Here is a 24,402-nt window from a genome sequence, read left to right on the forward strand (position 1 = left end):
ACCCTTGTGTTCATTGAGTACATCGGCGCGTACATCGGTGAGTACCGGGTCTCTGAACGGAAGCGGCGTCAGCCCGGCGAGGCACACTGACTCCATGCACTTCCCCCGTGTCCCGAGACCTCGCAGCCTGGCCGGGCAGCTCTTCGCCATGCAGGCCGTGCTCATAGCGGTGGTCGTGGCCGGGTACGCGCTGTTCACCTACGTCAGCGACCGCCACCAGGCCGAGGACGCGGCGACCCGCCAGGCGACGGCGGTGGCCCGCTCGGTCGCCGACGCGCCTTCCGTCCGTACGGCGATCCACACGAAGAACCCCTCGGCTCTGCTCCAGCCGTACGCCCTCCAGGTCATGCGGGACACCGGGGTCGACTTCATCACGATCATGACCCCGGACGGCATCCGCTGGACGCACCCCGACCCGACCCAGATCGGCAGGCGGTACCTCGGCCACATCGACGCGGCCCAGCACGGCCACACCTTCAGCGAGACCTACAAGGGCACCCTGGGCGCGTCGGTGCGCACGGTGACCCCCGTGGAGGAGAACGGCCGGGTGATCGGCCTGGTGAGCGCCGGCATCAAGGTGGAGGCGATCAGCCAGCGGGTCCAGGAGCAGGTCACGGCGCTGCTCGGGGTGGCGGCGGGCGCCCTGCTGCTGGGCGCACTGGGCACGTACGTCGTCAACGCCCGCCTGCGCCGCCACACCCACGGCATGAACGCGGCGGAACTGAGCCGGATGCACGACTACCACGAGGCGGCGCTGCACGCGGTGCGCGAGGGATTGCTGATGCTGGACGGGCAGTTCCGGGTGGCGCTGATCAACGACGGGGGTCGGGAGCTGCTGGGAGTGGGCTCGGAAGGGGACGTGATCGGACACTCGGTCGCCGAACTGGGCCTGCCGGCCCCGCTGACCGGAGCGCTGCTGGCCTCCGAGCCGCGGGTGGACGAGGTGCATCTGACGGCGGACCGGGTCCTGGTGGTGAACACCTCGCCGGTGTCGGGCGGCGAGCGCCGCGGAACGGTGGTCACCCTCCGCGACGTAACCGAACTCCAGTCCCTGATGGGCGAGTTGGACTCGGAGCGGGGCTTCACGCAGGCGCTGCGCTCGCAGGCCCACGAGGCGGCGAACCGGCTGCACACGGTCGTCTCGCTGATCGAGCTGGGGAGGGCTTCGGAGGCGGTCGACTTCGCGACGGCGGAGCTGGAACTGGCCCAGGCGCTGACCGACCAGGTGGTGGCGGCGGTCAGCGAACCGGTCCTGGCCGCCCTCCTCCTGGGCAAGACGGCCCAGGCGAACGAGCGGGGCGTCGAGCTGGTGGTCTCGGACGAGAGCCGGCTGGATGACGGTTTGCTACCGGAGAGCCTGTCGGCGCGCGATCTGGTGACGATTCTCGGCAACCTGATCGACAACGCGGTGGACGCGGCTCAGGGGTCGGTGGGGGCGCGTGTGACAGTGACCGCTTACGCGGAGGATGCCGAACTGGTGATGAGGGTGACGGACACGGGGACGGGCGTGGACCCCGCCCATGCGGAGCTGGTCTTCCAACGCGGCTTCTCGACAAAGCCGGCGGGGCCGGGCGGCCGGGGGCTGGGCCTGGCACTCGTACGCCAGGCGGTGACCCGCCTGGAGGGCACGCTGACCGTGACGGAGGCACCCGGGGGCGGGGCGGTGTTCGAAGTACGGCTGCCGTTGCGGGCGTCGGTGGCGGGGGGTGAGGAGTGATGACCGGTGAACCGATCCGGGTGCTGGTGGTGGAGGACGATCCGGTCGCCGCGGACGCGCACGTGATGTACGTGGACCGGGTGCCGGGGTTCGTGGCGGTGGGCAAGGCGCACACAGGAGCGGAGGCCCGGCGGATCCTCGACCGCACCCCGGTGGACCTGCTGCTCCTGGACCTGCACCTGCCGGACGTGCACGGCCTGCAGTTCGCCCGGTCGCTACGCGCGGCGGGCCATCAGGCGGACGTCATAGCGGTGACATCGGCGCGGGACCTGGCGGTGGTACGGGAGGGCGTCTCGCTGGGCGTAGTCCAGTACGTCCTGAAGCCGTTCACCTTCGCGACCCTCCGCGACCGCCTGACCCGGTACTCGGAATTCCGCGCGGCGGTGGGCGAGGCAAGCGGCCAGGACGAGGTGGACCGGGCGCTGGCTGCACTGCGGGCACCTTCGCCGGCGGCGCTTCCGAAGGGGTTGAGTGCGCCGACTTTGGAGCGGGTCACTGTGGCCTTGCGGGAGGCGGAGGAGGGGCTGACCGCGGCGGCGCTGGCGGAGAGCGTGGGGATCTCTCGGATCACGGCCCGGCGCTATCTGGAGCATTTGGTTGAGGCGGGGCGGGCTGGGCGGAGTCCGTTGTACGGGCAGGTGGGGAGGCCGGAGTTGGTTTACCGGTGGGGGCGGGGGCGGTAGGGACGGAGGTGTCGAGCTCGGCGGCGTAAGCACGGACTTCGGCTGCTTCGACGGGGGCGTTTGCGCGGGCATAGGCTTCGGCGGCCTGGAGAAAGGCGGTGCGGGCCGCAGCGAGACGATGTGCGCTCTTCTGAGTGAAGGCCAGGTTGTACAAGGCCACTCCCTCGCCGTACCAGTCCTCGAACTCCCTGCGGATCTCAATCGACTTGGTAAACGCCTCGATCGCCTCGTCGGTCCGTCCTAGCACCTGTAGGGCATTGCCAAGGTTGTTCACCGCGATGGCCACGCGGTGACGGTCTCCAGCGGCCGCGTGCAGATCGCGGGCCCGGATGAGGGCCTCGATCGCCCCTTCTGTTCGGCCCGCCTCGTACAACGCCCAACCGAGGCTGTTCCAGGCCATGGCCTCACGGTGTCGGTTCCCAGCGGCCGCATGCAGGTCGCGAGATCGACTCAGGGTCTCGATCGCTTCTTCGACCCGACCTGCCTCTCTCAAAGCGCTGCCGAGGTTGTTCCACGCGTTGGCCTCGCCTTCGCGGTATTCACCGGCCTTGAACAACTCACGGGCCCGGGCGTGTGCCTCGATGGCCTCGTCTGCCCGGCCCACTTCTCTCATGGCACTGCCAAGGTTGTTCCACGCAATGCCCTCACGAACGTGGTCCCCGGTCTGGTTGCAGGCATCGCGCGCAAGCCGCGCTGTAGCGATCATGTCGTCGAAATACCGTCGCCAGTGCAGGTACTCCGCCAGGCTCAGGGCGAGGCGCACCGCATTGCCGGAGAACCTCGCCTCCCGCGCCCACCCCACCGCCGCCACCAGACCCACACGCTCAGCGTCCAGCCACGCCAAGGCCTCCTCCCGCAGCACGAACCACTCCGGCATTGGCATCCCAGGCAGCCACCGCAATCGGATGTCAGCGGCGTTGGTCCGCCGTAGGTAGAGCCCCAGGACCCGATCCCGGGCCGCCTCCCCCTCCTCCCGCAACCCCACATCCCCCGCCGCCACACCCACCCCATAGACCCGCACCAAGTCATGCAACCGCCACCATGCCCGGCCGCTCCCCCGCTCGACGAGGTGCGCACGAGCCAGTGCCCTCAGGTTCCGCAGCGGAGGAGCATCAGTCCCCATCAGCACGGCGGCAACCTCGTCACTCACCTCGGGCCCAGGCGCAAGGGCGAGCAGGCGCAGCAGCCGGGCCTGCTCGGGCGACAGCCGGCGGTACGACAGCTCGAAGGCGGCGCGGACACTGCGCTCGCCGTCATCGAGATGGACGAGCCGGTCGTGCGAAGCCTCCAGCTCGCCGACGAGTTCCGCGACCGGCATACCCGGGTCCTCGGCCAACAGCGCGACCGCGATCTGAAGAGCCAGGGGCAGATGTCCGCACAGGTCGGCGAGTTGTCCGGCGGCCTCGGTGTCATCCGCCACGCGCCTGTCCTCCGGATCGGCGATCCTCAGGGCCAGGTCGAGAAGTCGCCGTGCCTCCTCGGGTGTGAGCTGATCCAACGGCACAAGCCGCGCTCCGAGTTGGGGAAGCCGGTCGCGTGACGTCACCAGCACCCGATGCCTCCCCTCCCCCGGCAGCAATGGCCGCACCTGATCCGGCGACGAAGCATTGTCGGCCAGCACCAGCACCGCACCCCGTTCTCGCGCCCGCTCGGCGAGCACCGACCGATAGAGAACCGCCCGGTCATCGGCCGTAGCCGGGATGTGCTGCGGCAGAACTCCGAGCGCCCTCAGCAGCGACTGGAGAGCCTGGTCGGCGCTGACCGGCTGCTCGTCGTACCCGTGCAGGTCGACGAAGAGCACCCCGCCCGGGAACCACCCTTTCCCACACGCCAGATGCGCGGTCTCGACAGCGAGCGCCGTCTTGCCGATGCCGCCGAGCCCCGACAAGGCAGTGACGAGGACCGCGGCGGAATCGTCGAGCGCACGCAGCAGCTCGGACGTCTCGTCCTTCCGCCCGGTGAACCCACCGGGCCGCGGCGGCAGCGAGGCCAACGCCTCCGGCGCAGCGGGGCCCCCGCTCTGCTGGATCACGACCTGAACCCCGACCACCTCACGCAGAAAGACCCCACCACGGAAGTCGGAGTGATCACCGCCGTACCAGGTAGCAGCACTACCCGGCACATACCGCTCCATGGCAGCCGCAACGGCACCCGCAACCCTCGGATCCCCGCCGAGCAACTCCGCAACCCGGTCACCCCAGGCCTGTAACGCCTCCGGCCTGCGCGAATCGTTCGCCGCTTCGGCCAGCACCCGTCCGGCATCGCCACCCGCGCCCTCGGCCAGGGCCGCCAGCAAAGCCGACAAAGCCGCTCTCATGCGCCGTTCCGTTCCCCGATGCCCTCTGATGCGTGAGCATCAACGGTACGGCGTCAGGCCGGGGTCCGTGCCGGTCTCGCTGGCCTCATGTACAACAGGACCTGCGCCCCGAGCCCCACCACCGCGAGCGCCTCCAGCACCGACAGCCCGACCAGCAACCCACCACCGTCCCCGCCCGCCCAGAACACCACCAGCGCCGCCAGCGGCACTGCACAGAACGCCGTCAGATCGATCACGGCCTGGATCGTCTTGCGGGTCCGCCGCCGGACGTCGGTCCGGTGATAGGCCTCCCAGCCGAAGGTGCTGAAATCCCCTTCCTCGGAAGCCAGTTGGGCGAGCCGGGGCCCCAACTCATCCCGCACGTAGTGCCCGATCGCCGAGATCTTCTCGTCGTTGACCAGGTACGTCCACCCGAGCACGACACACACCGGCGGCAGCGCAAGCAGCATCGACGCCTGCTTCGCCTGGCCCGCCGCGGCGATGACGGCGGCCACGATCGCGAGCGCCACGTACAGCAGGTTGTCCCGGAACCCGATGCGCGCCTTCTGCTCGTCCTTGATCGTCTGGTACTCGGCGAGCAGCAACTGCCCGACGGTGACTGCTTGCTCCGGCATACGGCTCTCCCCCGCCCGACGGGCCGACTCCCGCCGGGCGACCCTACCCTTGCCGATCTGGTCTTATTACGGCAGTCGCCAACAGGCCTGTGGGCCGGGCAGCTTGGCGCTACCGTTGACAAATGCCCCCGAAGCGACCGCGTCCCACCGCCGCAGCCGTCATCCTCACCGCTCTGCCGGAGGAGTACGACGCCGTGCGCGCCCATCTCGTCGACGCCGAGGAGATCGTCCACCCCAAGAACGGCACCCGGGCCGAACTCGGCCGGCTCGCGGACACCGCCTGGACCGTGGCGCTCGCCGAGCTGGGCGTGGGTGCCCTGACCGCCGCCTCGCTCACCACACAGATCGTCGACTGGCTCGACCCCGAGGCGGTGCTCTTCGTCGGCGTCGCGGGCGGACTGAAGGACGACATCGAGATCGGTGACGTCGTGGTCGGGACGAAGGTGTACGCGATCCACGGCGGCAAGCAGACCCCGGAGGGCTTCCAGGCGCGCCCCGAGATGTGGGTCGGCTCGCACCGGCTGGTGCAGGCGGCGCGCTCCGCGCTGCGGGACATGCCGGACGTACGAGGGCACCGCAAGCCGATCGCCGTCGGCGATGTCGTCCTGGCCGACGACAGATCGGCCTTCGCCGCCCACATCCGCCACCACTACAACGACGCCTGCGCGATCGAGATGGAGGGCTCCGGTGCCGCGCACGCAGCCCACCTGAACGGCCAGTTGGACACCCTGGTGATCCGGGGCATCAGCGACCTCGCCAACGCCGACAAGCACACGGCCGACGCCTCCGGCTCGCAGATCCTCGCCGCCGAACGGGCCGCGTCGGTGGCGGTGGGGGTCCTGCGCAAGCACCAGCCCCGGGAGTCCTCCGACTCCGAGGAGGATCCCCAAGAACGGTACGGGGGCGACCACATGGACTTCAGGGGCGGCACCTTCCACGGCCCCGTCATCGGCAAGCGGACCGGACGGTAGCGGCAAGGGCACGACCCACGGCCCAGTCCCCCACGCGACGGCCACCCTGCCGCCACGCCCGCTGGGCTTCACCGGCCGGACGACGGAACTGGAGCGCCTGCTCCCGCACCTCGCCCCGGACAAGGCCGACGGGGACGCCCTCCCCCTTCTCATCTTCGCCGTCACCGGCATGGGAGGCATCGGCAAGACCGCGCTGGCGGTGGAGGCGGCGCATCGGTCGCGGGCGGAGGGGTGGTTCCCGGGCGGCACGCTCTTCGTGGACCTGCGCGGCTACGACGCCGACCCGGTCACCGCGGACCAGGCGGTCCTGGCCCTCCTCGACGCCCTCGGCGTCCGAGCGCAGGATCTGCCGCCGACCACGGAACGCCAGTACGACGCCTACGGCGCACTCCTCGCCGAACAGCAGAAGCGGATGCTGCTGATCCTGGACAACGCATCGGATCCGTCCCAGTACCTCCCGCTACTGCCGGGCACGGACCACCACCGCGTGCTGATCACTTCCCGGGACCGCCCCGACGCCCTGCCGGTACGCCTCATCGACCTTGAGACCCTCGCCCCGGACGACTCTGTCGCCCTGGTCAGCCGCGCCCTGCACGACACCGACGAGCGCGACGACCGCCCCGCCCGCGAACCGGACGCCCTACGCGAGTTGACGCACCTCTGCGGCCACTTGCCTCTGGCCCTCCAGATCGGGGCCGCGATGCTGCGCCGACGCCGACACCGGAGCATCGCCTCGCTGGTCGCCGAGATCAAGGAGACCGGGGACCCGGCCACCGTCCTCGACAACGGCAGTCGCGGTACGGATCAGTACGGCCGTTCGCTCGTCCTCCGGCCTGTGCTGGAGACCTCGTATCGTCGGCTGCCCCCTGATCAGGCGCGGTTGTTGCGGCTGCTTGCCCTCGCACCGGGTACGGAGACCAGCACGGACGCCGTGGCCGCACTTGCCGACCTCGGCGAGGAGACCGCGCTGTCCCTGCTGGAGGACTTGGCCGCCACACATCTCGTCACACCGGTCCGGGAAAGCGAAGGGGCGGCTTCGGTGGAGGTGCGGTGGCGGTTGCATGACCTGGTGCGAGCCTATGGGGTGGGTGTGGTGGCGGGGGATGTGGGGTTGCGGGAGGAGGGTGAGGCAGCCCGGGAACGGGTGTTGGAGTTCTACTGCCGATGGGCCATTGCGGCTGACGACCGGTTGCAGTGGCTGCCGGGGAGGGTGGAGCCGGAGCGATTCGGGGACCGAGCAGAGGCGTTGGCGTGGCTGGACGAGGAGCGGGCGGGTCTGGTGGCGGCGGTGGGGTGGGCGCGCGAGGAGCGGTACGCGGACACTGCAGTGCGGCTGGCCGGGAACCTGGCGGTGTACCTGGGCTGGCGACGGTATTTCGACGACTGGATCGCCGTTGCGGGGACCGCCGGAGAGGCCGCCCACCAAGCCGGGCATAGTCACCGCGAGGCTATGGCGAGGAACGACCTCGCCATAGCCCTACGGCAGACGGGCCGGACAGGGGAGGCGATCGACGCCCACACCCGCGCCCGTGACCTGTGCCAGCACGTCGGAGACCGCCACAGCGAGGCCATCGTGTGGGACTGCCTTGGCAACGCCCTGCGGGAGGCGGGCCGGGCAGGGGAGGCGATCGACGCACACCGCCGCGCCGGCGACCTGTTCCAGGCCACGGGAGACCGCCATAGCGAGGCCAGGGTGTGGAACAACCTCGGCGGCGCCCTGATGGCGGCGGGCAGAGCGGAGGAGGCGATCGACGCTCACACCCGCGCCCGCGACCTGTTTCAGACCATGGGAGACCGCCATCGCGAAGCCAGGACATGGAACAACCTCGGCAGCGCCCTACTGGCCGCAGGCCGTGCGGAGGAGGCGATCACGGCATACGGCAAGTCCCTTGAGGACCGCCGGGACTTCGAGGACTGGTACGGCGAGGGACACACCCTCGACAACCTGGCTCGCGCTCACGTGGCCGCCCGCAGCCCCGCCGAAGCCCGCACCTCCTACCTCCAGGCCGCCGCCGCCTACACCCGAGCAAACGCTCTCACCGAAGCAGCCCGAGCCCGCACCCGGGCCGCCGAACTCGACTAGTCTCCCTCACCACCCCCGAGCCCCCCACCCCGGCAACACCGCCCACATCCGCGTCCCACCCCCAGGCTCCCGCCCCTCCCCGAACCCCCACTCCCCCTCACACGCCCGCACCACGCACCCCAGCACCCGCAGCGCGGCCCGCCTCCGTACCTCGCAAGCCGCAGCGACCCGAGGGTGACGGTGCCGAGGATGCCCGTCGTAGAGGATCACCCTCAGCGCGTCCTCCCGGTACCGCAGCGACAGATAGACCTCCTCCGTCGGCGTGAACCGACAGGCACACGCGGCCAGTTCGCGTCACGCAACGCATACTCGCGCTGGCTGCCGCCATCTGGCACAACGACCACACCGGACAATCCACCCTCCGCTCGCTCACCTCCTACGATCACTAACCCCTTGGAATTGATCATCTAGCGGCCCCAGCCTCTCACTCGCCCATCTCCCCCTCCAGCACCCCCGGCCGGAACGGCTCCACCCCGACCACCCGTCGCACCTTCACCGGCTCGATCAGCAGCATCACCCGCCGTTCCCCCGGCAGCAGCCACGGATACCGGTCCTCCCCGATGTACTTCCGGGTCAAGCGGTCCATGGACCGCTCCGCCGCCTCCCCCTCCACGAACCGCACCACCCGCCCCCGGATCTCCACCCGGTCGTAGGGATTGTCCGGGTCGTGGTGCGAGAGCGAGACGCCGGGGTTGCGGCGCAGGTTCTCCTCCTTCACGCGGCCGATCGCCGTGTTGACCATGACGTGGTCGCCTTCGAGGTCCACCCACATGGGCGACACCTGCGGCGCCCCGTCCGGCCCGACGGTCGCAAGGTGCCAGAAGTTCGGCGCCAGCAGCCGCTCGCGAACGTGCTCGTCCAACTTGCCTGTGCGGTCGACGGAATACATGGGGGCATCCTCACCCGTCCCTCACACAGCAAACCCCCGCAGACGCATTGACCTGACTAGACCACTCCACTTACCTTCACACGGCAAGCAGAGACGAACCCCCAGGCCACAGCGCAGTGCGCCCCGAGGAGGTCGTGCCCGTGCGCCCCACCGCCGTCAGCATCCTTGCCCTCGCCCTCGTCACCTCAGCCGCCTCCCTGACCGCTTGCAGCAGCGGATCCGGGAGCAGTCCCGACACCGTCAAGGTCTCCTTCAAGGAGTCCATGGACAACACCGTCAAGGTGACGGACAACTACCTCGCGGACATCAAGAAGCAGTTCGAGAAGGAGTACCCGGGGAAGAAGGTCGAGCTCGTCCCCATCAAGGCCTCGGACGCCGACTACTACACCAAGCTGGAGCAGATGCTCCGGTCGCCGAGAACCGCACCCGACCTCGTCTACGAGGACACCTTCCTCATCAACTCCGACATCACCAGCGGGTACTTGAAGCCCCTCGACTCCTACCTCGCCAAGTGGCAGGACTGGGGACAGTTCATCGACACCGCCAAGTCCGCGGCGAGAGGGGAGGACGGGAAGACGTACGGGGTGCCGGACGGGACCGACACCCGCGGGCTCTGGTTCGACAAGCGCGTGTTCGAGAAGGCCGGGCTGCCGGCCGACTGGCAGCCCAAGAGCTGGGACGACGTGCTCGCCGCCGCCCGGACCATCAAGCAGAAGGTCCCCGGCGTCACGCCCCTCAACGTCTACACCGGCAAACCCGCCGGCGAGACCGCCACCATGCAGGGCTTCGAGATGCTGCTGTACGGCACCAACGACGGGGCCGGCGACCCGCTGTACGACAAGAGCAGCAAGAAGTGGATCGCCGGGAGTCAGGGGTTCAAGGACGCGCTGTCGTTCGTCGAGACCGTGTACAAGGACAAGCTGGGGCCGGACGTCTCCGACGCGCTCGATCCCAACTACCGGAACACCGTCTGGGGTGAGCTCATGCCCCAGGGCAAGCTGGGCATCAACCTCGACGGGTCCTGGCTGCCGCAGTCGTGGGGCAAGAACAGCGGGCACGAGTGGCCCGACTGGTCCAAGGATCTCGGGCTGGCGTACATGCCGACCCAGCACGGCCAGGCCCCCGGCAAGGTGAGCATGTCCGGCGGCTGGACCTGGTCCGTCCCGGCCAAGGCCGGCAACCCCGATCTCGCCTTCGACTTCATCAAGACCATGCAGACCAAGGCGAACGCAGAGAAGTGGTACATCGCCAACTCGGGGATCGCGGTGCGCAAGGACGTCGCGGGCGATCCGTCGTACGCGTCCGCCCAGCCCGGCATCAAGTTCTTCACCGATCTCGTCGCGAGCACCCACTACCGGCCCGCCTACCCGGCGTATCCGAAGGTCTCCACCGCCATCCAGGAGGCCATGGAAGGGGTGACCACCGGGGACGCGTCCGTGGAGAAGGCCGCGAGCACCTACGATTCGACGCTCAAGGACGTCACCGACGACCAAGTGGTCACCCAGTGATCGCCAGGCGAATCGGCCGCGCCCTCCCCCTCACTCCCGCACTCGTCCTGCTGCTCCTCTTCCTCGCCGGGCCCATCGTCTACTGCGCCTACATCGCCTTCACCGACCTCCAGCTCACCGGCCAGGCGCACGCCTCCTTCGTCGGGTTCGCCAACTTCCGTAGGGCGTTCCACGACGACGCCTTCCTGAACGCCGTCTGGCTGACCCTCGTCTTCACCGTGCTGTCCTCGCTGCTCGGGCAGAACACGCTGGGGCTGGCGCTCGCCGCGCTGATGCGGCGGGCGTCGAAGCCGGTGCGGACGCTCACCGGCGGGATCGTGATCACGGCGTGGGTGCTGCCGGAGGTCGTCGCCGGGTTCCTGCTGTACGCGTTCTTCCGGAGGGAGGGGACCCTCAACGCCATCCTCGGCTTCCTCCATCTGCCGTCCCAGAACTGGCTGTTCACCCTGCCCATCCTGGCCGTGTCGTTCGCCAACGTGTGGCGGGGCGCCGCCTTCTCGATGCTCGTCTACTCCGCCGCCCTCGACGAGATACCGGACGAGATCGAGGAGTCGGCGGAGGTCGACGGCGCCGGCGGCTGGCGGCGGATGTGGCACATCACGCTGCCGATGATCCGGCGGTCCATCGGAACGAACCTGATGCTCAACACGCTGCAGACGCTGTCCGTGTTCGGGCTGATCTGGGTGATGACCCGGGGCGGGCCGGGCGACAGGAGCCAGACACTGCCCCTCTTCATGTACGAACAGGCCTTCCAGAACAGCATGATCGGGTACGGCACTGCCGTCGCACTGCTGCTGCTTCTCGTCGGCTCGCTCTTCTCCGTCGTCTACATGCGGCTGCTGCGTACGGAGGTGTGAGACAAACAGATGCCCCGCTCCAGACGCGGTTCCGGACACCGCTCCAGACGCCGGTCCCGGCGCCTCGCCGCCGACCTGGGCCTGCTCGTCGTGGCCGCCGCCTTCGTGCTCCCGCTCGCCTGGGTGGTGCTCTCCGCCGTCGACCCGCACGCCGGTCTCCGGGTGAAGATCCCGGACGGGTTCACCTTCGGCAACTTCGACGCGATCCTCACCCCCGACATCACCTACACCCCGCTCCTCAACAGCCTGATCCTGTGCGGGGGCGCCACCGCGCTGACGGTCGTCTGCGCCGCCCTCGCCGCCTATCCGCTCTCCCGCTACCGGTCCCGGCTCAACCGGCCGTTCCTGCTCTCCATCCTGTTCGCGACGAGCCTGCCGATCACCGCGATCATGGTGCCGGTGTACGCGCTGTTCGTACGGATCAATCTCATCGACACCATGCAGGGCACGATCCTGTTCTTCGCCGCCTCCCAACTCCCGTTCGCCATCTGGCTGATGAAGAACTTCATGGACGGCGTGCCGAAGGAGCTGGAGGAGGCCGCCTGGACGGACGGGGCCAACTCCGCCCAGTCGCTGGTGCGGATCGTGCTTCCGCTCATGGGACCCGGTCTCGCCGTCGTCACCGTCTTCGCCTTCGTGATGATGTGGGGCAACTTCTTCGTCCCGTTCATGCTGCTGCTCTCGCCGGACCAGATGCCCGCCTCGGTCAGCATCAACGACTTCTTCGGCAACCGTGGCATGGTCGCCTACGGCCAGCTCGCCGCGTTCTCCGTCATCTACTCGACGCCCGTGATCCTGCTGTACGTGCTGGTCGCACGCCGGCTGGGCGGTGGGTTCGCACTGGGGGGCGCCGTCAAGGGATGAACAGGTAAGCACCACCCGTGAATCCGTACGTTCCCACCATCCGTGTTCCTGGCCGAACGGACCGTAGTCAGCGCCCTCGCGCACCCTTACCTTGTCGGCTGTGCGCCGACCCCCAGCTCTGCCGAACCAGCCAGGTCCCCCCTTCAACGCCCCCGCCGCCCGCAGGCTCCGCGCCGCTCTCGGCATGGGGCCCGAGCATGTGGCCCACGATCTACGGGCGTCGTACGGACTGCCGTACGCCAGCCCCGATCTCGTGCGCGCCTGGGAGCAGGGGGCAGCGACCCCGACCAGCCCCGAACTCACCGCGCTGGCGGGGGTGTTGTGGTGTCTTCCGGGTGACCTGATCGGCCGGCCGCGGACCCTGCGCGAACACCGGATCGCGCAGGGCATCGCCCCGGAGGAGGTGGCGTCGGCCGTCGGCCTCGATCTCCTCGGCTACCTGGAGATGGAGGAGGACGAGAACTGGCGGGGCACGGAACGCCAGTCCGCCGCCCTGGCCGAGCTGCTCCGGCTCTCCCTGGCGGACTTCATCACCGTCACGGGAAGGGAGGAGAAGCTGGCCGAGCTGCTCCGCAGCGCGGTCACCACCCGCTGGCAGGGCCAGGTCCGGCCGGTGGGCAAACTGCTCCCGCTGGACAAGCGCCTGATCGAGGACAGCCTGCGCGACCTGCACGAGGCCTACCAGGGCCAGATGACGGCAACGCTGTCATGGGGCGACTCGCCCGCATCGGCGGAGGCCGAAAGAAGGGGCCAGGAGTTCCTGGCCCAGGTGGTGGCCCACTTCTGGAGGCGGGTCGAGTACCCGGCCCCCTGATGTGGGGCGCCCCTTAGAAAACGGACTCGGCCTCGTCCATCCGGTCCTTCGGCACCGTCTTCAGTTCGGTCACCGCCTCGGCGAGCGGCACCATCACGACGTCCGTCCCCCGCAGCGCCGTCATCTTGCCGAACTCCCCCCGGTGCGCCGCCTCCACCGCGTGCCAACCGAACCGCGTCGCGAGGACGCGGTCGTACGCGGTGGGCGTGCCGCCCCGCTGGACGTGCCCGAGGATGACCGGCTTGGCCTCCTTGCCGAGCCGCCGCTCCAGCTCGTACGCGAGTGCCGTGCCGATGCCCTGGAAGCGCTCGTGGCCGTACTGGTCGATCTCGCCCTTGCCGTAGTCCATCGTGCCCTCGGCGGGGTGGGCGCCCTCCGCCACGCACACGACGGCGAACTTCTTGCCGCGGGAGAAGCGCTCCTCGACCATCTTGACCAGGTCGGCGGGGTCGAAGGGGCGTTCGGGGAGGCAGATGCCGTGCGCGCCCGCGGCCATCCCGGACTCCAGCGCGATCCAGCCCGCGTGCCGGCCCATGACCTCGACGACCATCACCCGCTGGTGGGACTCGGCAGTGGTCTTGAGCCGGTCCATCGCCTCCGTGGCGACGCCCACCGCGGTGTCGAAGCCGAAGGTGCGGTCCGTGGAGGAGATGTCGTTGTCGATGGTCTTCGGGACGCCGACGACCGGGAGGCCGGCGTCGGACAGCATCCGCGCCGCCGTCAGCGTGCCCTCGCCGCCGATCGGGATCAGCGCGTCGATGCCGAACTGTTCCACCATGTCGGTGGCCAGCTCGCAGGCTTCGCGCAGGCGGTCCCGCTCCAGCCGCGAGGAGCCCAGGATCGTGCCGCCGCGGGCCAGGATGCCGCCGACGTCGTCCAGGTCGAGGGTGCGGTAGTGGCCGTCGAGCAGGCCCCGGAAGCCGTCCTCGAAACCGATGACCTCGTCGTCGTACTGGGCGACAGCCCGGTGCACCACCGATCGGATGACGGCGTTCAGGCCGGGGCAGTCGCCGCCTGCGGTGAGAACTCCGATGCGCATGGGGGTGTGTCTCCTGCTCGCTTTTGTGACCGGTGAGCCGATCCGATTGTTTCATGCCGCGCGGGGGCACTGAAATCCTGACGGGCGCCTTATCCGGCGTCGGGGGTATTGTCAAGAGGGTTCCGCTCACCCCGGTGGGCGGTTTTTATGCGGCCGCACCAGTACGACACAGGGATGGAGTGCACACGTGACGCGCAGCGTGTACGTGACCGGGATCGACCGCGGCGACGGCCGCCAGGTGGTCGAGCTGGGCGTGATGGAGCTGCTGACCCGGCAGGTGGACCGGGTCGGTGTGTTCCGCCCCCTTGTCCATGACCGTCCCGACCGTCTGTTCGAGTTGCTCCGTGCGCGGTACCGCCTCTCCCAGGATCCGGCGACGGTCTACGGCATGGACTACCACGAGGCGTCCGCCCTCCAGGCCGAGCGGGGCGCCGACGAACTGGTCTCCACCCTCGTCGACCGCTTCCACCTGGTAGCGCGTGACTACGAGGTCGTCCTCGTGCTCGGCACCGACTTCGCCGACACCCTGGTCCCGGACGAGCTGTCCCTGAACGCCCGGCTCGCCAACGAGTTCGGCGCCTCGGTGATCCCGGTGGTGGGCGGCCGTGACCAGAGCGCGGAGTCGGTGCTCGCGGAGACCCGGAACGCCTTCCGGGCGTACGACGGTCTGGGCTGCGACGTGCTGGCGATGGTCGCGAACCGGGTGGCCCGCGAGGACCGCGACGAGATCGCCGAGCGGATCGACGGGCGGCTGCCGGTGCCGGTGTACGTGCTGCCGGACGAGCCCGCGCTGTCCGCGCCGACGGTCGCCCAGATCACCCACGCGCTCGGTGCGAAGGTGCTGCTCGGCGACGACTCGGGGCTGGCGCGGGACGCACTGGACTTCGTGTTCGGCGGAGCGATGCTGCCGAACTTCCTGGGCGCCCTGACCCCGGGCTGTCTGGTCGTCACCCCGGGCGACCGCGCCGACCTGGTCATCGGCTCGCTGGCCGCGCACAGCGCCGGCACCCCGCCCATAGCCGGCGTGCTGCTCACCCTGAACGAGCGGCCCACCGACGAGATCCTCACCCTGGCCGCCCGGCTCGCCCCGGGCACCCCGGTGATATCCGTGCCCGGCAACAGCTTCCCGACCGCCGCCCAGCTGTTCTCGATGGAGGGCAAGCTGAACGCGGCCACCCCGCGCAAGGCGGAGACCGCGCTCGGTCTGTTCGAGCGGTACGTCGACACCGCCGGCCTCAACAAGCGGGTCTCGGCGCCGAGCACCGGCCGGCTCACCCCGATGATGTTCGAGCACAAGCTGCTCGAACAGGCCCGTTCCGACAAGCGAAGGGTCGTGCTGCCGGAGGGCACCGAGACGCGGGTGCTGCACGCGGCGGAGGTGCTGCTGCGCCGGGGGGTATGTGACATCACACTGCTCGGACCGGTGGACCAGATCCGCAAGAAGGCCGCCGACCTGGGCATCGACCTCGCCGACGCCCAGCTGATCGACCCGGCCACCTCCGAACTGCGCGACGGCTTCGCCGAGCAGTACGCCTTGTTCCGCGCGCACAAGGGCGTGACGGTGGAGCTGGCGTACGACGTGGTCTCCGACGTCAACTACTTCGGCACGCTGATGGTGCAGGAGGGGCTGGCGGACGGGATGGTGTCGGGGTCCGTGCATTCCACGGCCGCGACCATCCGGCCCGCCTTCGAGATCATCAAGACCACGCCGGGGTCGTCGATCGTGTCGTCCGTGTTCTTCATGTGCCTGGCCGACAAGGTGCTGGTCTACGGCGACTGTGCGGTCAACCCGGACCCGAACGCCGAGCAGCTCGCCGACATCGCCATCCAGTCCGCCGCGACCGCCGCCCAGTTCGGTGTGGAGCCGCGGATCGCGATGCTGTCGTACTCGACGGGTACGTCGGGTTCGGGGGCGGACGTGGACAAGGTGCGGGAGGCGACCGAGCTGGCGCGCTCGCGCCGGCCCGATCTGATGATCGAGGGGCCGATCCAGTACGACGCGGCCGTGGAGCCGTCCGTCGCTGCGACCAAGCTGCCGGGCTCCGCGGTCGCCGGACAGGCCAGCGTGCTGATCTTCCCGGACCTGAACACCGGCAACAACACCTACAAGGCCGTGCAGCGGTCGGCCGGCGCGATCGCGGTGGGGCCGGTGCTGCAGGGGCTGCGCAAGCCCGTCAACGACCTGTCCCGGGGCGCCCTCGTCCAGGACATCGTCAACACCGTCGCCATCACGGCGATCCAGGCCCAGAACGCGGCCGGGTCCCCGGCCGCGTCCCCGAGCGAGAAGGCAACCGTCCAGTGAGCCCCAGTCCGACCCGTGTCCTCGTCCTCAACTCCGGCTCCTCGTCGGTGAAGTACCAGCTGCTGGACATGCGGGACAGCAGCCGGCTGGCGGTGGGCCTCGTCGAGCGGATCGGCGAGCAGACCTCGCGGTTCAAGCACACCTGTCTCGGCAGCGGAGACACCCGTGAGCAGAACGGGCCGATCGCCGATCACGAGGCCGCCCTGAAGGCGGTGGCGGAGGAGCTCACGAGGGACGGGCTGGGGCTCGACTCGCCGGAGCTGGCCGCGATCGGGCACCGGGTGGTGCACGGCGGGATGTTCTTCACCGAGCCGACCGTGATCGACGATGCGGTGCTCGCCGAGATCGAGCGGCTGATCCCGGTCGCCCCGCTGCACAACCCGGCGAACCTGACCGGCATCCGCACGGCGCAGGCGCTGCGCCCGGACCTGCCGCAGGTCGCCGTCTTCGACACGGCGTTCCACACCACGATGCCGGAGTCCGCGGCCCGCTACGCGCTCGATCCGAAGATCGCCGACCGGCACCGGATCCGCCGCTACGGCTTCCACGGCACCTCGCACGCGTATGTCTCCCGGGAGACGGCCCGGCTGCTGGGCAGGGCGCCGGAGGACGTCAACGTCATCGTGCTGCACCTCGGCAACGGGGCGTCCGCCTCCGCCGTCCGGGGCGGCCGGTGCGTGGACACCTCCATGGGGCTGACGCCTTTGGAGGGGCTCGTGATGGGAACCCGTTCCGGCGATCTGGACCCGGCCGTCATTTTTCATTTGGCCCGAGTTGGCGGAATGTCCATGGATGAGATCGACACTCTTCTCAACAAGAGGAGTGGTTTGCTCGGGCTGTGCGGTGACAACGACATGCGGGAGATCCGGCGCCGGATCGACGAGGGCGACGAGGACGCGAAGCTCGCCTTCGACATCTACATTCACCGTCTGAAGAAGTACATAGGCGCCTACTACGCCGTGCTCGGCCGGGTGGACGCGGTGGCGTTCACGGCGGGGGTCGGGGAGAACGCGGCGCCCGTGCGGGAGGCGGCCGTCGCCGGGCTGGAGGGGCTGGGGCTGGCCGTGGACCCGGAGCTGAACGCCGTACGGGCGGACGGGCCGCGGCTGATATCGCCGGCGGCCGCGCGGGTCGCGGTCGCCGTGGTGCCGACCGACGAGGAACTCGAGATCGCGACGCAGACGTACGCACTGGTCGACGCCGGTCGGAATTAACAGCTGAGCACATTAGCGCCCATTTGTATCTTCCACCAGACGGTATATTCCGCATCGAAACAAACCGATAGGATCGCCCCATGCGCCGTTCGAAAATCGTCTGTACTCTCGGCCCCGCGGTCGACACCCACGAGATGCTGGTCTCCATGATCGAGGCCGGCATGAACGTGGCCCGGTTCAATTTCAGCCACGGCTCGCACGCCGAGCACCAGGGACGCTACGACCGCGTCCGGGCCGCCTCCAAGGAGACCGGCCGGCCCATCGGCGTCCTCGCCGACCTGCAGGGCCCGAAGATCCGTCTGGAGACCTTCGCCGAGGGACCGGTGGAGCTGGAGCGCGGTGACGAGTTCGTCATCACGACCGAGGACGTCCCGGGCGACAAGCACATCTGCGGTACGACCTACAAGGGCCTGCCGGGCGATGTCTCGCGCGGCGACCAGATCCTGATCAACGACGGCAACGTCGAGCTGAAGGTCCTGGACGTCGAGGGCCCGCGGGTGAAGTCGATCGTCATCGAGGGCGGTGTCGTCTCCGACCACAAGGGCATCAACCTGCCCGGTGCGGCCGTCAACGTGCCCGCGCTGAGCGACAAGGACATCGAGGACCTGCGGTTCGCTCTGCGCATGGGCTGCGACATGGTCGCGCTGTCCTTCGTGCGGGACGCCAAGGACGTCAACGACGTCCACCGGGTGATGGACGAGGAGGGCCGCCGGGTCCCCGTCATCGCCAAGGTGGAGAAGCCGCAGGCGGTCGAGAACATGGAGGGCGTCGTGCTGGCGTTCGACGCCGTGATGGTCGCCCGTGGCGACCTCGCCGTCGAGTACCCGCTCGAGAAGGTCCCCATGGTGCAGAAGCGGCTCATCGAGCTGTGCCGCCGCAACGCCAAGCCGGTGATCGTGGCGACCCAGATGATGGAGTCGATGATCACCAACTCCCGCCCGACCCGCGCCGAGGCCTCCGACGTGGCCAACGCGATCCTGGACGGCGCCGACGCGGTCATGCTGTCCGCCGAGTCCAGCGTGGGCGCGTACCCGGTCGAGACCGTCAAGACGATGTCGAAGATCGTCTCCGCGGCCGAGCAGGAGCTGCTGAGCAAGGGCCTGCAGCCGCTCGTCCCCGGCAAGAAGCCGCGTACGCAGGGCGGTTCGGTGGCCCGTGCCGCCTGCGAGATCGCCGACTTCCTCGGCGGCCGCGGCCTGGTCGCCTTCACGCAGTCCGGTGACACGGCCCGCCGCCTCTCCCGCTACCGCGCCCAGCAGCCGATCATCGCCTTCACCACCGACGAGAACACCCGCAACCAGCTCACCCTCAGCTGGGGCGTGGAGTCGCACGTGGTGCCGTTCGTGAACACCACGGACGAGATGGTCGACATGGTCGACATGGAGATCGCCAAGATCAACCGCTTCAACCCGGGCGACACCGTCATCATCACGGCCGGTTCGCCCCCCGGCGTCTCCGGCACCACCAACATGCTCCGCGTCCACCACATCGGCGGCAGCAAGTGACACACCCGTAAAGGGTCTTGCACGACCGAGGGCGCTCCCTGCGACAGGGGGCGCCCTCGGTTCTTCGCCGTGGGATCACGCGGTCGGCGGTGCTCCGACCGTTTCCCGCAGCCACGCGTTGTCGCGCAGCTCCGGATGGGCGGTGGTGATCAGCCGGAACGCTTCGGCCTTCGCCCGGTCGGTGAGCTGCCACAGCTCGGCCCAGGTCAGCTCGGCCGCACCCGGCGCGTAGTTCGTCGTCAGGGTGACGGCGTCCGATCCACGGCTGAGCGAGAACACATGCTGGGTCACGCTTGTCTCCACCGCGATGTCACTCCGGGTCTCCAGCTCTGTTCTCGCGTACTCCAGCATCAGAGCGAAGTCGGCCACGGGCAGTCCCGGCGTGCGCAGGCTGAGATCCACGCCGTGGACGCCGAGCCGGACGTCTGCCAGGAAGCAGCTCATGGAGAAGTCCGCGCCGGTCAGCTCCGGGTGCTCCGGGCGGTCCGGGTTGACCGGTCGCCACTCCGGGGACCAGAAGACGTCCTCGGCGCGGGGCTCGAAGGCGAAAGTGATCATCTTTGCTCTCCGCTCCGCCGGAGAGTGCCGGTCAGAGCTGTGCCCCGCCGAGTCGGTACTCGGCGGGGCACAGCCTTCTCGCGGCTCCCGAACGGGTCTGTGGACGGAGCTCAGCTGGTTCCGTCGGTCGTGTAGACGTGCATCCCGGGTACGTGCAGGGTGCCGCCGAACTGCGCTGCCTGGACGACCTTCACGTTGGTGAAGTAGATCAGGGGGATGTTCAGCGGCGGCGGGTTGTCCGGGCTGAACGTGATCGGGATCAGGCCGAAGAGGTTCCCGGAGATGGACTCCGTGTACATCGTCGTGGCGCCACCGGTGATCGTCGACGTCGAACCGTTGGCCGCCTGCACGTGGTAGGTCTTGCCGATGGTCGTGTCCTTGACCGTCTGGTGCAGGTTGCCGATGTCGGTGCCACCCGAGATGACGTACTTCAGCACCTTCTTCTTCGCACCGCTGGCCGTCTTCACCTCGACCACACCCTGGTAGTCGGCACTCTTCAGCGTGAGTGAGCTGGCGCTGAGGTACCAGGGGTTGTCCGCCACCGCCTCCTTGTTGTCGACGCCGCTCACGTCGTCGGTGGCGGCCTCACAGCCGTCGGCCGAGGTGGTGGAACTAGCGGACGGGCTCGGCGAGGCGCTGGAGGTGGCGTCGGCAGCCGCCTTGGTCGCCGTGCCGGTGGTGTCCTTCACGGTGTCCGTGACCGCCTTGGTGGCCTTGGAGACCGTGTCCTTGACGGTGTCGGAGGCGGTGCTGCCGTCATCCTTGCTCGACGACTTGTCCGAAGTGGACGAAGTGGACGAAGAGGAAGAAGAGGACGACGACGAGTCCGACGACGCGGAGGCCGACGGCGACGGCGTCGCGCTCGCCGTGGAGTCCGACGAGCCGCTCGTCGTACCGCCGCTGAGGATGCCGGTGATCGCGTCCCCGATCGTCTCCAGCAGGTTGCCGCCGCTGCTCGCGGAGGCGGACGGCGACGGGGTCGCCGTGCTGCCGGAGCCGGACGAGCCCGACGAACCGGATGAACCCGACGAGTCCGAGGACGACGACTTGGACGCGGACGGCGTCGGCGTGGCCGTGTCGCCGGAACCTGAATCCGACGAGGACGACTTGCCCGACGACGTCGAGTGCTTCGTCGCGTCGGCCGACGCCGTGGCGGACGGCGTGGCCGAGGACGTGGAGTCGTCGCTCGCGCTCGCGGAGGGCGAGGCGGAGTCCAGGGCGGAGACGCAGTTCTTGTACTCGTCGGCCTTCTGGCTGTTCGACGTCGACGACGTGTTGTTGGTGTCGGCGATCGCGAGCGTCGAAGTGAACCCGAAGCCCACGAGCACGGCCGTCGGCATCGCCACGGAGGCGATCGCCTTGCCCGCCGGCATGTGGAACCTGGTGAACAGCGGCCTCTTGGGTGCCGCATGGCGCGGCCCGGTTCTCACACGGGACTCGTCCACATCAGTCCCGTGGGTCACCTCGTCAGCCGGCACTGTGCCTCCCGTTCGCCCCGTTCACCGGGCTTGTTCCTGACAGGTCGTTCGAGTCGGCCACGCCGTCCGAACCCGCGAAGTACGTGTCCTCGTCCGGGGTGTCGTCCCCCGCGGGCGGCACATCGCCCTCCGGCTGCGGCTGCTTGGGCGCACCCGGCCCCCAGGCCACGGCCATCGCTCCGCCGATCAGGGCGAGCAGGAAGCCCAGGACGAAGCCCCCGAAGTTGGACACGGGCAGGGACACCAGCGCGAGCAGGATCGCGGCGACACCCGCGAAGGTGCGGATGTGCTTCTGGAACCAGAGGCTGATGCCCAGGACGACGAGCAGCACGCCGATGATCAGGGACCCGGCACCGGCGGTGGTGGCCATGGCCACCGTGAGGTTGCCGATCTGGAGGTGCGCGTACGGGAAGTACATGATCGGAAAACCGGCGAGCAGGATGTACAGACCGGCCCAGAACGGCCGCGTGCCCCGCCAGGAGCGGAACTGCAGCCTCCGGCGGGTGAACTGACCGGGTGCGGCAGGAGTCTCGGCGCTCATGGAAAACAGCTCCCTGGTGCGGCGTTGCTGTGGTGGTGATGCTGTGTGGTGCGGTGATGGTGCGTTGTACCGCGTGTGAAGACCGTGGGAAGAAGGTGGACGGGCGGGGGTGCCGTCGGCTCCCCCGCCCCGCCCGTCACGGAGTGCTTAGTAGCACTCCGCACCCTTCGTCGAGATCGACATGTGCAGACCGCTCAGCTTGAAGGTTCCGGCGGTGGTCGCCCACGCCGTCTGCTTCACGCCGGACAGGGAGGCGTGGTCGGCCTCCTGCGCGAACCCGTTCGGGTTCGTCTGCTTGTTGGCGACCTCGTCCGACTTGATGCCCGGACCCTTGGTCGAGCTGCCGGCCGCGACACCGATGTTGATGTTGGTGAACGTCGCGTCGGCGCTCAGGTCGTCGAGGTCGATGTACAGCTTGCTGGCCTCGACCGGCTTGCTGCTGTCGGTGCCCGCGTGCAGGATCAGGCTGACGTTGCCGAAGATCGGAACGTTCGGGGTGACCACGGACTGGCACAGGTTGGTGATCTTCGCCGTGTTGAACGCCGAGACCGCCACCGGGTGGATCGTCTTGTCACCGGCGAGGGTGACGCCCGAGTCGACGGCACCGTACTGGACGAAGCCGTCACCCTCGAGCTGGTCGGCCGTGACCTTGAACTGCTGGCCCGACACGCTGAACGACGCGGCGAGAGCGCCCTGCGCGAGGGCGACACCTATCGCGGCCGTAGCGGCGACGCTGGGCACCATGACCACAGCGAAGCGCTTCCATCTGGTCCCGCCACGCACCTGGGACTCCATATTTCCTCCTTCTCGGACGTACATCTCCTGGCCCGGTATCGCCACCGGCGGCGGCTCGGCCGGGCAGGGATGGGAGAAGTGCTACGTCCTCGGAAGGGGAGCGCCGAGCTCGGAGGCACGAACGGCACCTCGATCACCGGCGATCACCCCCGAGCGACAACCACTGGTCGCGCCTGACACGCATCACGCACAACCTTGCTGGACAGGCTTCGCCACAGGGCGAAGACCCCCCTGCCCAAGAGTCGGCGCCACTGCCGCCGACTCTGCTCGGTGGGGACCCAGATGAACCCACCGCACCCGATTGGCTGTCGGGGTAGGGGAATGGACCGAGCGTCGCCGATCGTGGTGCATTCTCGCCGCCCGCACAAGGGGCTTCGTTACTGGGTAGTAACGGGCGGATAACCGAAGGACGACCCGCTGGTCTCGGAGAGCGACTCTGGGTGGCATCCAGGGGCAGAGCAAAACCGTTTATCCCTGGACGGAATCAGACAGATCAACGCCCCTGATTTACTCCGAGTAACAGCGGCCGCGATTACCAAGATTTGGTAAAGAGCGACCGCTGTGACATCACCTCGGCCAATCTTTCACTCGGGCATCACAGGACGTGACGTTTAGCGACTGGTCAGAACAACGCCCGCGCCAGCGCCCTGCGCGCGCCCACGACCCGCGGATCGTCGGTGCCGACGACCTCGAAGAGCTCAAGAAGCCGCCGCCGTACGGCGTCCCGGTCGTCCCCCGCCGTCCGCTGCACGGTCTCGATCAGCCGCCCGAAGGCGTCCTCGACATGCCCGCCCACCAGATCCAGGTCGGCGGCGGCGATCTGCGCCTCGGCGTCGGCCGGCTTCTCGGCCGCCTCCTTGCGCACCTGCTGCGGATCCGAGCCCTGTACGCGCTGGAGCAACTCGGCCTGCGCGAGTCCCAGTTTGGCCTCGCTGTTGGCCGGGTCGTCGCTCAGCACGTTCCGGTAGGCCTGGATCGCACCGCCCAGGTCTCCCGCGTCCAGCGCCTGGACCGCGGCTTCGAGGAGGGCGTCGTAAGGGCCGGCCGGCACCGCTGGCCCGGCCGGGACGGCACCCGGCTGCGCGTCGGGGTCGACGACCAGTCCGGTCAGCCCGAAGCGCTCCTCGGCGACCTGCACCAACTGGTCCAGCGTCCCCCGGATCTGCTCCTCGCTCGCCGTGCCCTGGAAGAGCGGCAGCGCCTGCCCGGCGACGACGGCGAACACCGCCGGGATGCCCTGGATCCCGAACTGCTGCATCAGCATCTGGTTGGCGTCGACATCGATCTTGGCCAGCAGGATGCGGCCGTCGTACTCGACGGCGAGGCGCTCCAGGACCGGGCTCAGCTGCTTGCAGGGCTGACACCACTCGGCCCAGAAGTCGATGACGACGGGGACTTCGGCGGACCGCTGCAGGACATCGCGCTCGAAGCCGGCTTCGTCGACGTCGATGACCAGGTCAGCGGGGGATACGGCGCCGGCCCCACCCTGCCGGACCGCTTCGGCGCGCGCCTGCTCGGCCTTGGCCTTGGCCTCCTGGGCCGCCTTCACCGCGGCGAGGTCGACGACGCCGCTCATGGACATGTTCCGTGGCTGCATGCGTCTATCCTCCCCCGTTCCCGCGTGTGTGTGAAAAACGTTGTGAAAGCCGGGTC

General features: G+C 69.1%; 20 protein-coding genes and 1 pseudogene. 11 read left to right on the forward strand and 10 right to left on the reverse strand.

What is annotated here, in order from left to right:
• Positions 1–94 precede the first annotated feature (94 nt).
• Both EDD90_RS18295 and EDD90_RS18300 read left to right on the forward strand, forming a co-directional pair.
• On the forward strand, positions 95–1,717 hold the full coding sequence (locus EDD90_RS18295) for a sensor histidine kinase (protein ID WP_123974048.1): 1,623 nt from the start codon (positions 95–97) through the stop codon (positions 1,715–1,717).
• A complete protein-coding gene (locus EDD90_RS18300; RefSeq protein WP_123974049.1) occupies positions 1,717–2,400 on the forward strand; it encodes a response regulator in 684 nt (227 codons plus the stop codon). Before EDD90_RS18295 ends, EDD90_RS18300 begins: the two co-directional genes overlap by 1 nt.
• Here EDD90_RS18300 and EDD90_RS18305 read toward each other — a convergent pair.
• Together EDD90_RS18305 and EDD90_RS18310 are read right to left on the reverse strand one after the other, a co-directional pair.
• Positions 2,285–4,717: a tetratricopeptide repeat protein gene (locus tag EDD90_RS18305; protein ID WP_123974050.1), complete on the reverse strand. Its 2,433-nt coding sequence runs from the start codon at positions 4,715–4,717 to the stop codon at positions 2,285–2,287. The two genes, EDD90_RS18300 and EDD90_RS18305, sit on opposite strands and share 116 nt — an antisense overlap.
• Before the next feature lie 53 nt (positions 4,718–4,770).
• Positions 4,771–5,331, reverse strand: coding sequence for a hypothetical protein (locus EDD90_RS18310; protein ID WP_123974051.1), 561 nt, complete (start codon positions 5,329–5,331; stop codon positions 4,771–4,773).
• A 122-nt stretch (positions 5,332–5,453) separates the two neighbouring features.
• Here EDD90_RS18310 and EDD90_RS18315 point away from each other — a divergent pair, with 122 nt between their 5' ends.
• Positions 5,454–6,302 carry a 5'-methylthioadenosine/S-adenosylhomocysteine nucleosidase gene (locus tag EDD90_RS18315; RefSeq protein ID WP_123974052.1) on the forward strand — a complete coding sequence of 283 codons (849 nt, stop codon included), beginning with the start codon at positions 5,454–5,456 and terminating at the stop codon, positions 6,300–6,302.
• Positions 6,303–6,399: 97 nt separating this feature from the next.
• Entirely contained in the window at positions 6,400–8,385 is a 1,986-nt protein-coding gene (locus tag EDD90_RS18320) for a tetratricopeptide repeat protein (protein ID WP_123974053.1), read from the forward strand.
• Positions 8,386–8,391: 6 nt separating this feature from the next.
• Here EDD90_RS18320 and EDD90_RS57380 read toward each other — a convergent pair.
• A pseudogene (locus EDD90_RS57380) lies at positions 8,392–8,676 on the reverse strand (ATP-binding protein); the annotation flags it as partial.
• 133 nt (positions 8,677–8,809) lie between these two features.
• A complete protein-coding gene (locus tag EDD90_RS18335; RefSeq protein ID WP_123974054.1) occupies positions 8,810–9,274 on the reverse strand; it encodes a PPOX class F420-dependent oxidoreductase in 465 nt (154 codons plus the stop codon).
• A 134-nt stretch (positions 9,275–9,408) separates the two neighbouring features.
• Between EDD90_RS18335 and EDD90_RS18340 the strand changes: the two genes are divergently transcribed.
• From EDD90_RS18340 to EDD90_RS18355, 4 genes are all read left to right on the forward strand, one after another.
• A complete protein-coding gene (locus EDD90_RS18340) occupies positions 9,409–10,782 on the forward strand; it encodes an extracellular solute-binding protein (RefSeq protein ID WP_123974055.1) in 1,374 nt (457 codons plus the stop codon).
• A complete protein-coding gene (locus EDD90_RS18345; protein ID WP_123974056.1) occupies positions 10,779–11,639 on the forward strand; it encodes a carbohydrate ABC transporter permease in 861 nt (286 codons plus the stop codon). Before EDD90_RS18340 ends, EDD90_RS18345 begins: the two co-directional genes overlap by 4 nt.
• A 9-nt stretch (positions 11,640–11,648) precedes the next feature.
• Positions 11,649–12,503, forward strand: a complete 855-nt coding sequence (locus tag EDD90_RS18350) for a carbohydrate ABC transporter permease (protein ID WP_123974057.1) — start codon at positions 11,649–11,651, stop codon at positions 12,501–12,503.
• 100 nt (positions 12,504–12,603) lie between these two features.
• Positions 12,604–13,317 carry an XRE family transcriptional regulator gene (locus EDD90_RS18355; protein WP_185149141.1) on the forward strand — a complete coding sequence of 238 codons (714 nt, stop codon included), beginning with the start codon at positions 12,604–12,606 and terminating at the stop codon, positions 13,315–13,317.
• Between the two features lie 13 nt (positions 13,318–13,330).
• Here the strand turns inward: EDD90_RS18355 and EDD90_RS18360 are convergent, their stop codons facing one another.
• Complete coding sequence (locus EDD90_RS18360; RefSeq protein ID WP_123974059.1) at positions 13,331–14,356, reverse strand: ATP-dependent 6-phosphofructokinase; 1,026 nt, start codon at positions 14,354–14,356, stop codon at positions 13,331–13,333.
• 187 nt (positions 14,357–14,543) lie between these two features.
• Between EDD90_RS18360 and pta the strand changes: the two genes are divergently transcribed.
• The 3 genes from pta to pyk all read left to right on the forward strand — a co-directional run bounded on the left by pta (position 14,544) and on the right by pyk (position 19,377).
• On the forward strand, positions 14,544–16,658 hold the full coding sequence (pta, locus tag EDD90_RS18365) for a phosphate acetyltransferase (protein ID WP_123974060.1): 2,115 nt from the start codon (positions 14,544–14,546) through the stop codon (positions 16,656–16,658).
• Entirely contained in the window at positions 16,655–17,872 is a 1,218-nt protein-coding gene (locus EDD90_RS18370) for an acetate kinase (RefSeq protein WP_123974061.1), read from the forward strand. Before pta ends, EDD90_RS18370 begins: the two co-directional genes overlap by 4 nt.
• A gap of 80 nt (positions 17,873–17,952) precedes the next feature.
• Positions 17,953–19,377: a pyruvate kinase gene (pyk, locus tag EDD90_RS18375; RefSeq protein WP_123974062.1), complete on the forward strand. Its 1,425-nt coding sequence runs from the start codon at positions 17,953–17,955 to the stop codon at positions 19,375–19,377.
• 75 nt (positions 19,378–19,452) lie between these two features.
• On the opposite strand, the gene EDD90_RS18380 is transcribed toward pyk, so the two are convergent.
• From EDD90_RS18380 to EDD90_RS18405, 5 genes are all read right to left on the reverse strand, one after another.
• Positions 19,453–19,935 carry a hypothetical protein gene (locus tag EDD90_RS18380; RefSeq protein ID WP_123974063.1) on the reverse strand — a complete coding sequence of 161 codons (483 nt, stop codon included), beginning with the start codon at positions 19,933–19,935 and terminating at the stop codon, positions 19,453–19,455.
• Positions 19,936–20,045: 110 nt separating this feature from the next.
• Positions 20,046–21,413: a hypothetical protein gene (locus tag EDD90_RS18385; protein WP_185149142.1), complete on the reverse strand. Its 1,368-nt coding sequence runs from the start codon at positions 21,411–21,413 to the stop codon at positions 20,046–20,048.
• Positions 21,403–21,954: a DUF6114 domain-containing protein gene (locus EDD90_RS18390; protein WP_123974065.1), complete on the reverse strand. Its 552-nt coding sequence runs from the start codon at positions 21,952–21,954 to the stop codon at positions 21,403–21,405. The genes EDD90_RS18385 and EDD90_RS18390 overlap by 11 nt, the downstream gene beginning before the upstream one ends.
• A gap of 147 nt (positions 21,955–22,101) precedes the next feature.
• Positions 22,102–22,749: a DUF6230 family protein gene (locus tag EDD90_RS18395; protein ID WP_123974066.1), complete on the reverse strand. Its 648-nt coding sequence runs from the start codon at positions 22,747–22,749 to the stop codon at positions 22,102–22,104.
• A 622-nt stretch (positions 22,750–23,371) separates the two neighbouring features.
• Positions 23,372–24,346 carry a tetratricopeptide repeat protein gene (locus EDD90_RS18405; RefSeq protein WP_123974067.1) on the reverse strand — a complete coding sequence of 325 codons (975 nt, stop codon included), beginning with the start codon at positions 24,344–24,346 and terminating at the stop codon, positions 23,372–23,374.
• Between the last annotated feature and the right edge of the window lie 56 nt (positions 24,347–24,402).

Source organism: Streptomyces sp. Ag109_O5-1 (assembly GCF_003814875.1).
Classification (GTDB): domain Bacteria; phylum Actinomycetota; class Actinomycetes; order Streptomycetales; family Streptomycetaceae; genus Streptomyces; species Streptomyces sasae.

What these genes read in the sequence shown, in the direction of transcription:
- EDD90_RS18295 (WP_123974048.1), top strand. Translation starts at nt 95, where the DNA reads ATGCACTTCCCCCGTGTCCCGAGACCTCGCAGCCTGGCCGGGCAGCTC.
- EDD90_RS18300 (WP_123974049.1), top strand. Translation starts at nt 1,717, where the DNA reads ATGACCGGTGAACCGATCCGGGTGCTGGTGGTGGAGGACGATCCGGTC.
- EDD90_RS18305 (WP_123974050.1), bottom strand. Translation starts at nt 4,717, where the DNA reads ATGAGAGCGGCTTTGTCGGCTTTGCTGGCGGCCCTGGCCGAGGGCGCG.
- EDD90_RS18310 (WP_123974051.1), bottom strand. Translation starts at nt 5,331, where the DNA reads ATGCCGGAGCAAGCAGTCACCGTCGGGCAGTTGCTGCTCGCCGAGTAC.
- EDD90_RS18315 (WP_123974052.1), top strand. Translation starts at nt 5,454, where the DNA reads ATGCCCCCGAAGCGACCGCGTCCCACCGCCGCAGCCGTCATCCTCACC.
- EDD90_RS18335 (WP_123974054.1), bottom strand. Translation starts at nt 9,274, where the DNA reads ATGTATTCCGTCGACCGCACAGGCAAGTTGGACGAGCACGTTCGCGAG.
- EDD90_RS18350 (WP_123974057.1), top strand. Translation starts at nt 11,649, where the DNA reads ATGCCCCGCTCCAGACGCGGTTCCGGACACCGCTCCAGACGCCGGTCC.
- EDD90_RS18360 (WP_123974059.1), bottom strand. Translation starts at nt 14,356, where the DNA reads ATGCGCATCGGAGTTCTCACCGCAGGCGGCGACTGCCCCGGCCTGAAC.
- pyk (WP_123974062.1), top strand. Translation starts at nt 17,953, where the DNA reads ATGCGCCGTTCGAAAATCGTCTGTACTCTCGGCCCCGCGGTCGACACC.
- EDD90_RS18380 (WP_123974063.1), bottom strand. Translation starts at nt 19,935, where the DNA reads ATGATCACTTTCGCCTTCGAGCCCCGCGCCGAGGACGTCTTCTGGTCC.
- EDD90_RS18390 (WP_123974065.1), bottom strand. Translation starts at nt 21,954, where the DNA reads ATGAGCGCCGAGACTCCTGCCGCACCCGGTCAGTTCACCCGCCGGAGG.
- EDD90_RS18395 (WP_123974066.1), bottom strand. Translation starts at nt 22,749, where the DNA reads ATGGAGTCCCAGGTGCGTGGCGGGACCAGATGGAAGCGCTTCGCTGTG.
- EDD90_RS18405 (WP_123974067.1), bottom strand. Translation starts at nt 24,346, where the DNA reads ATGCAGCCACGGAACATGTCCATGAGCGGCGTCGTCGACCTCGCCGCG.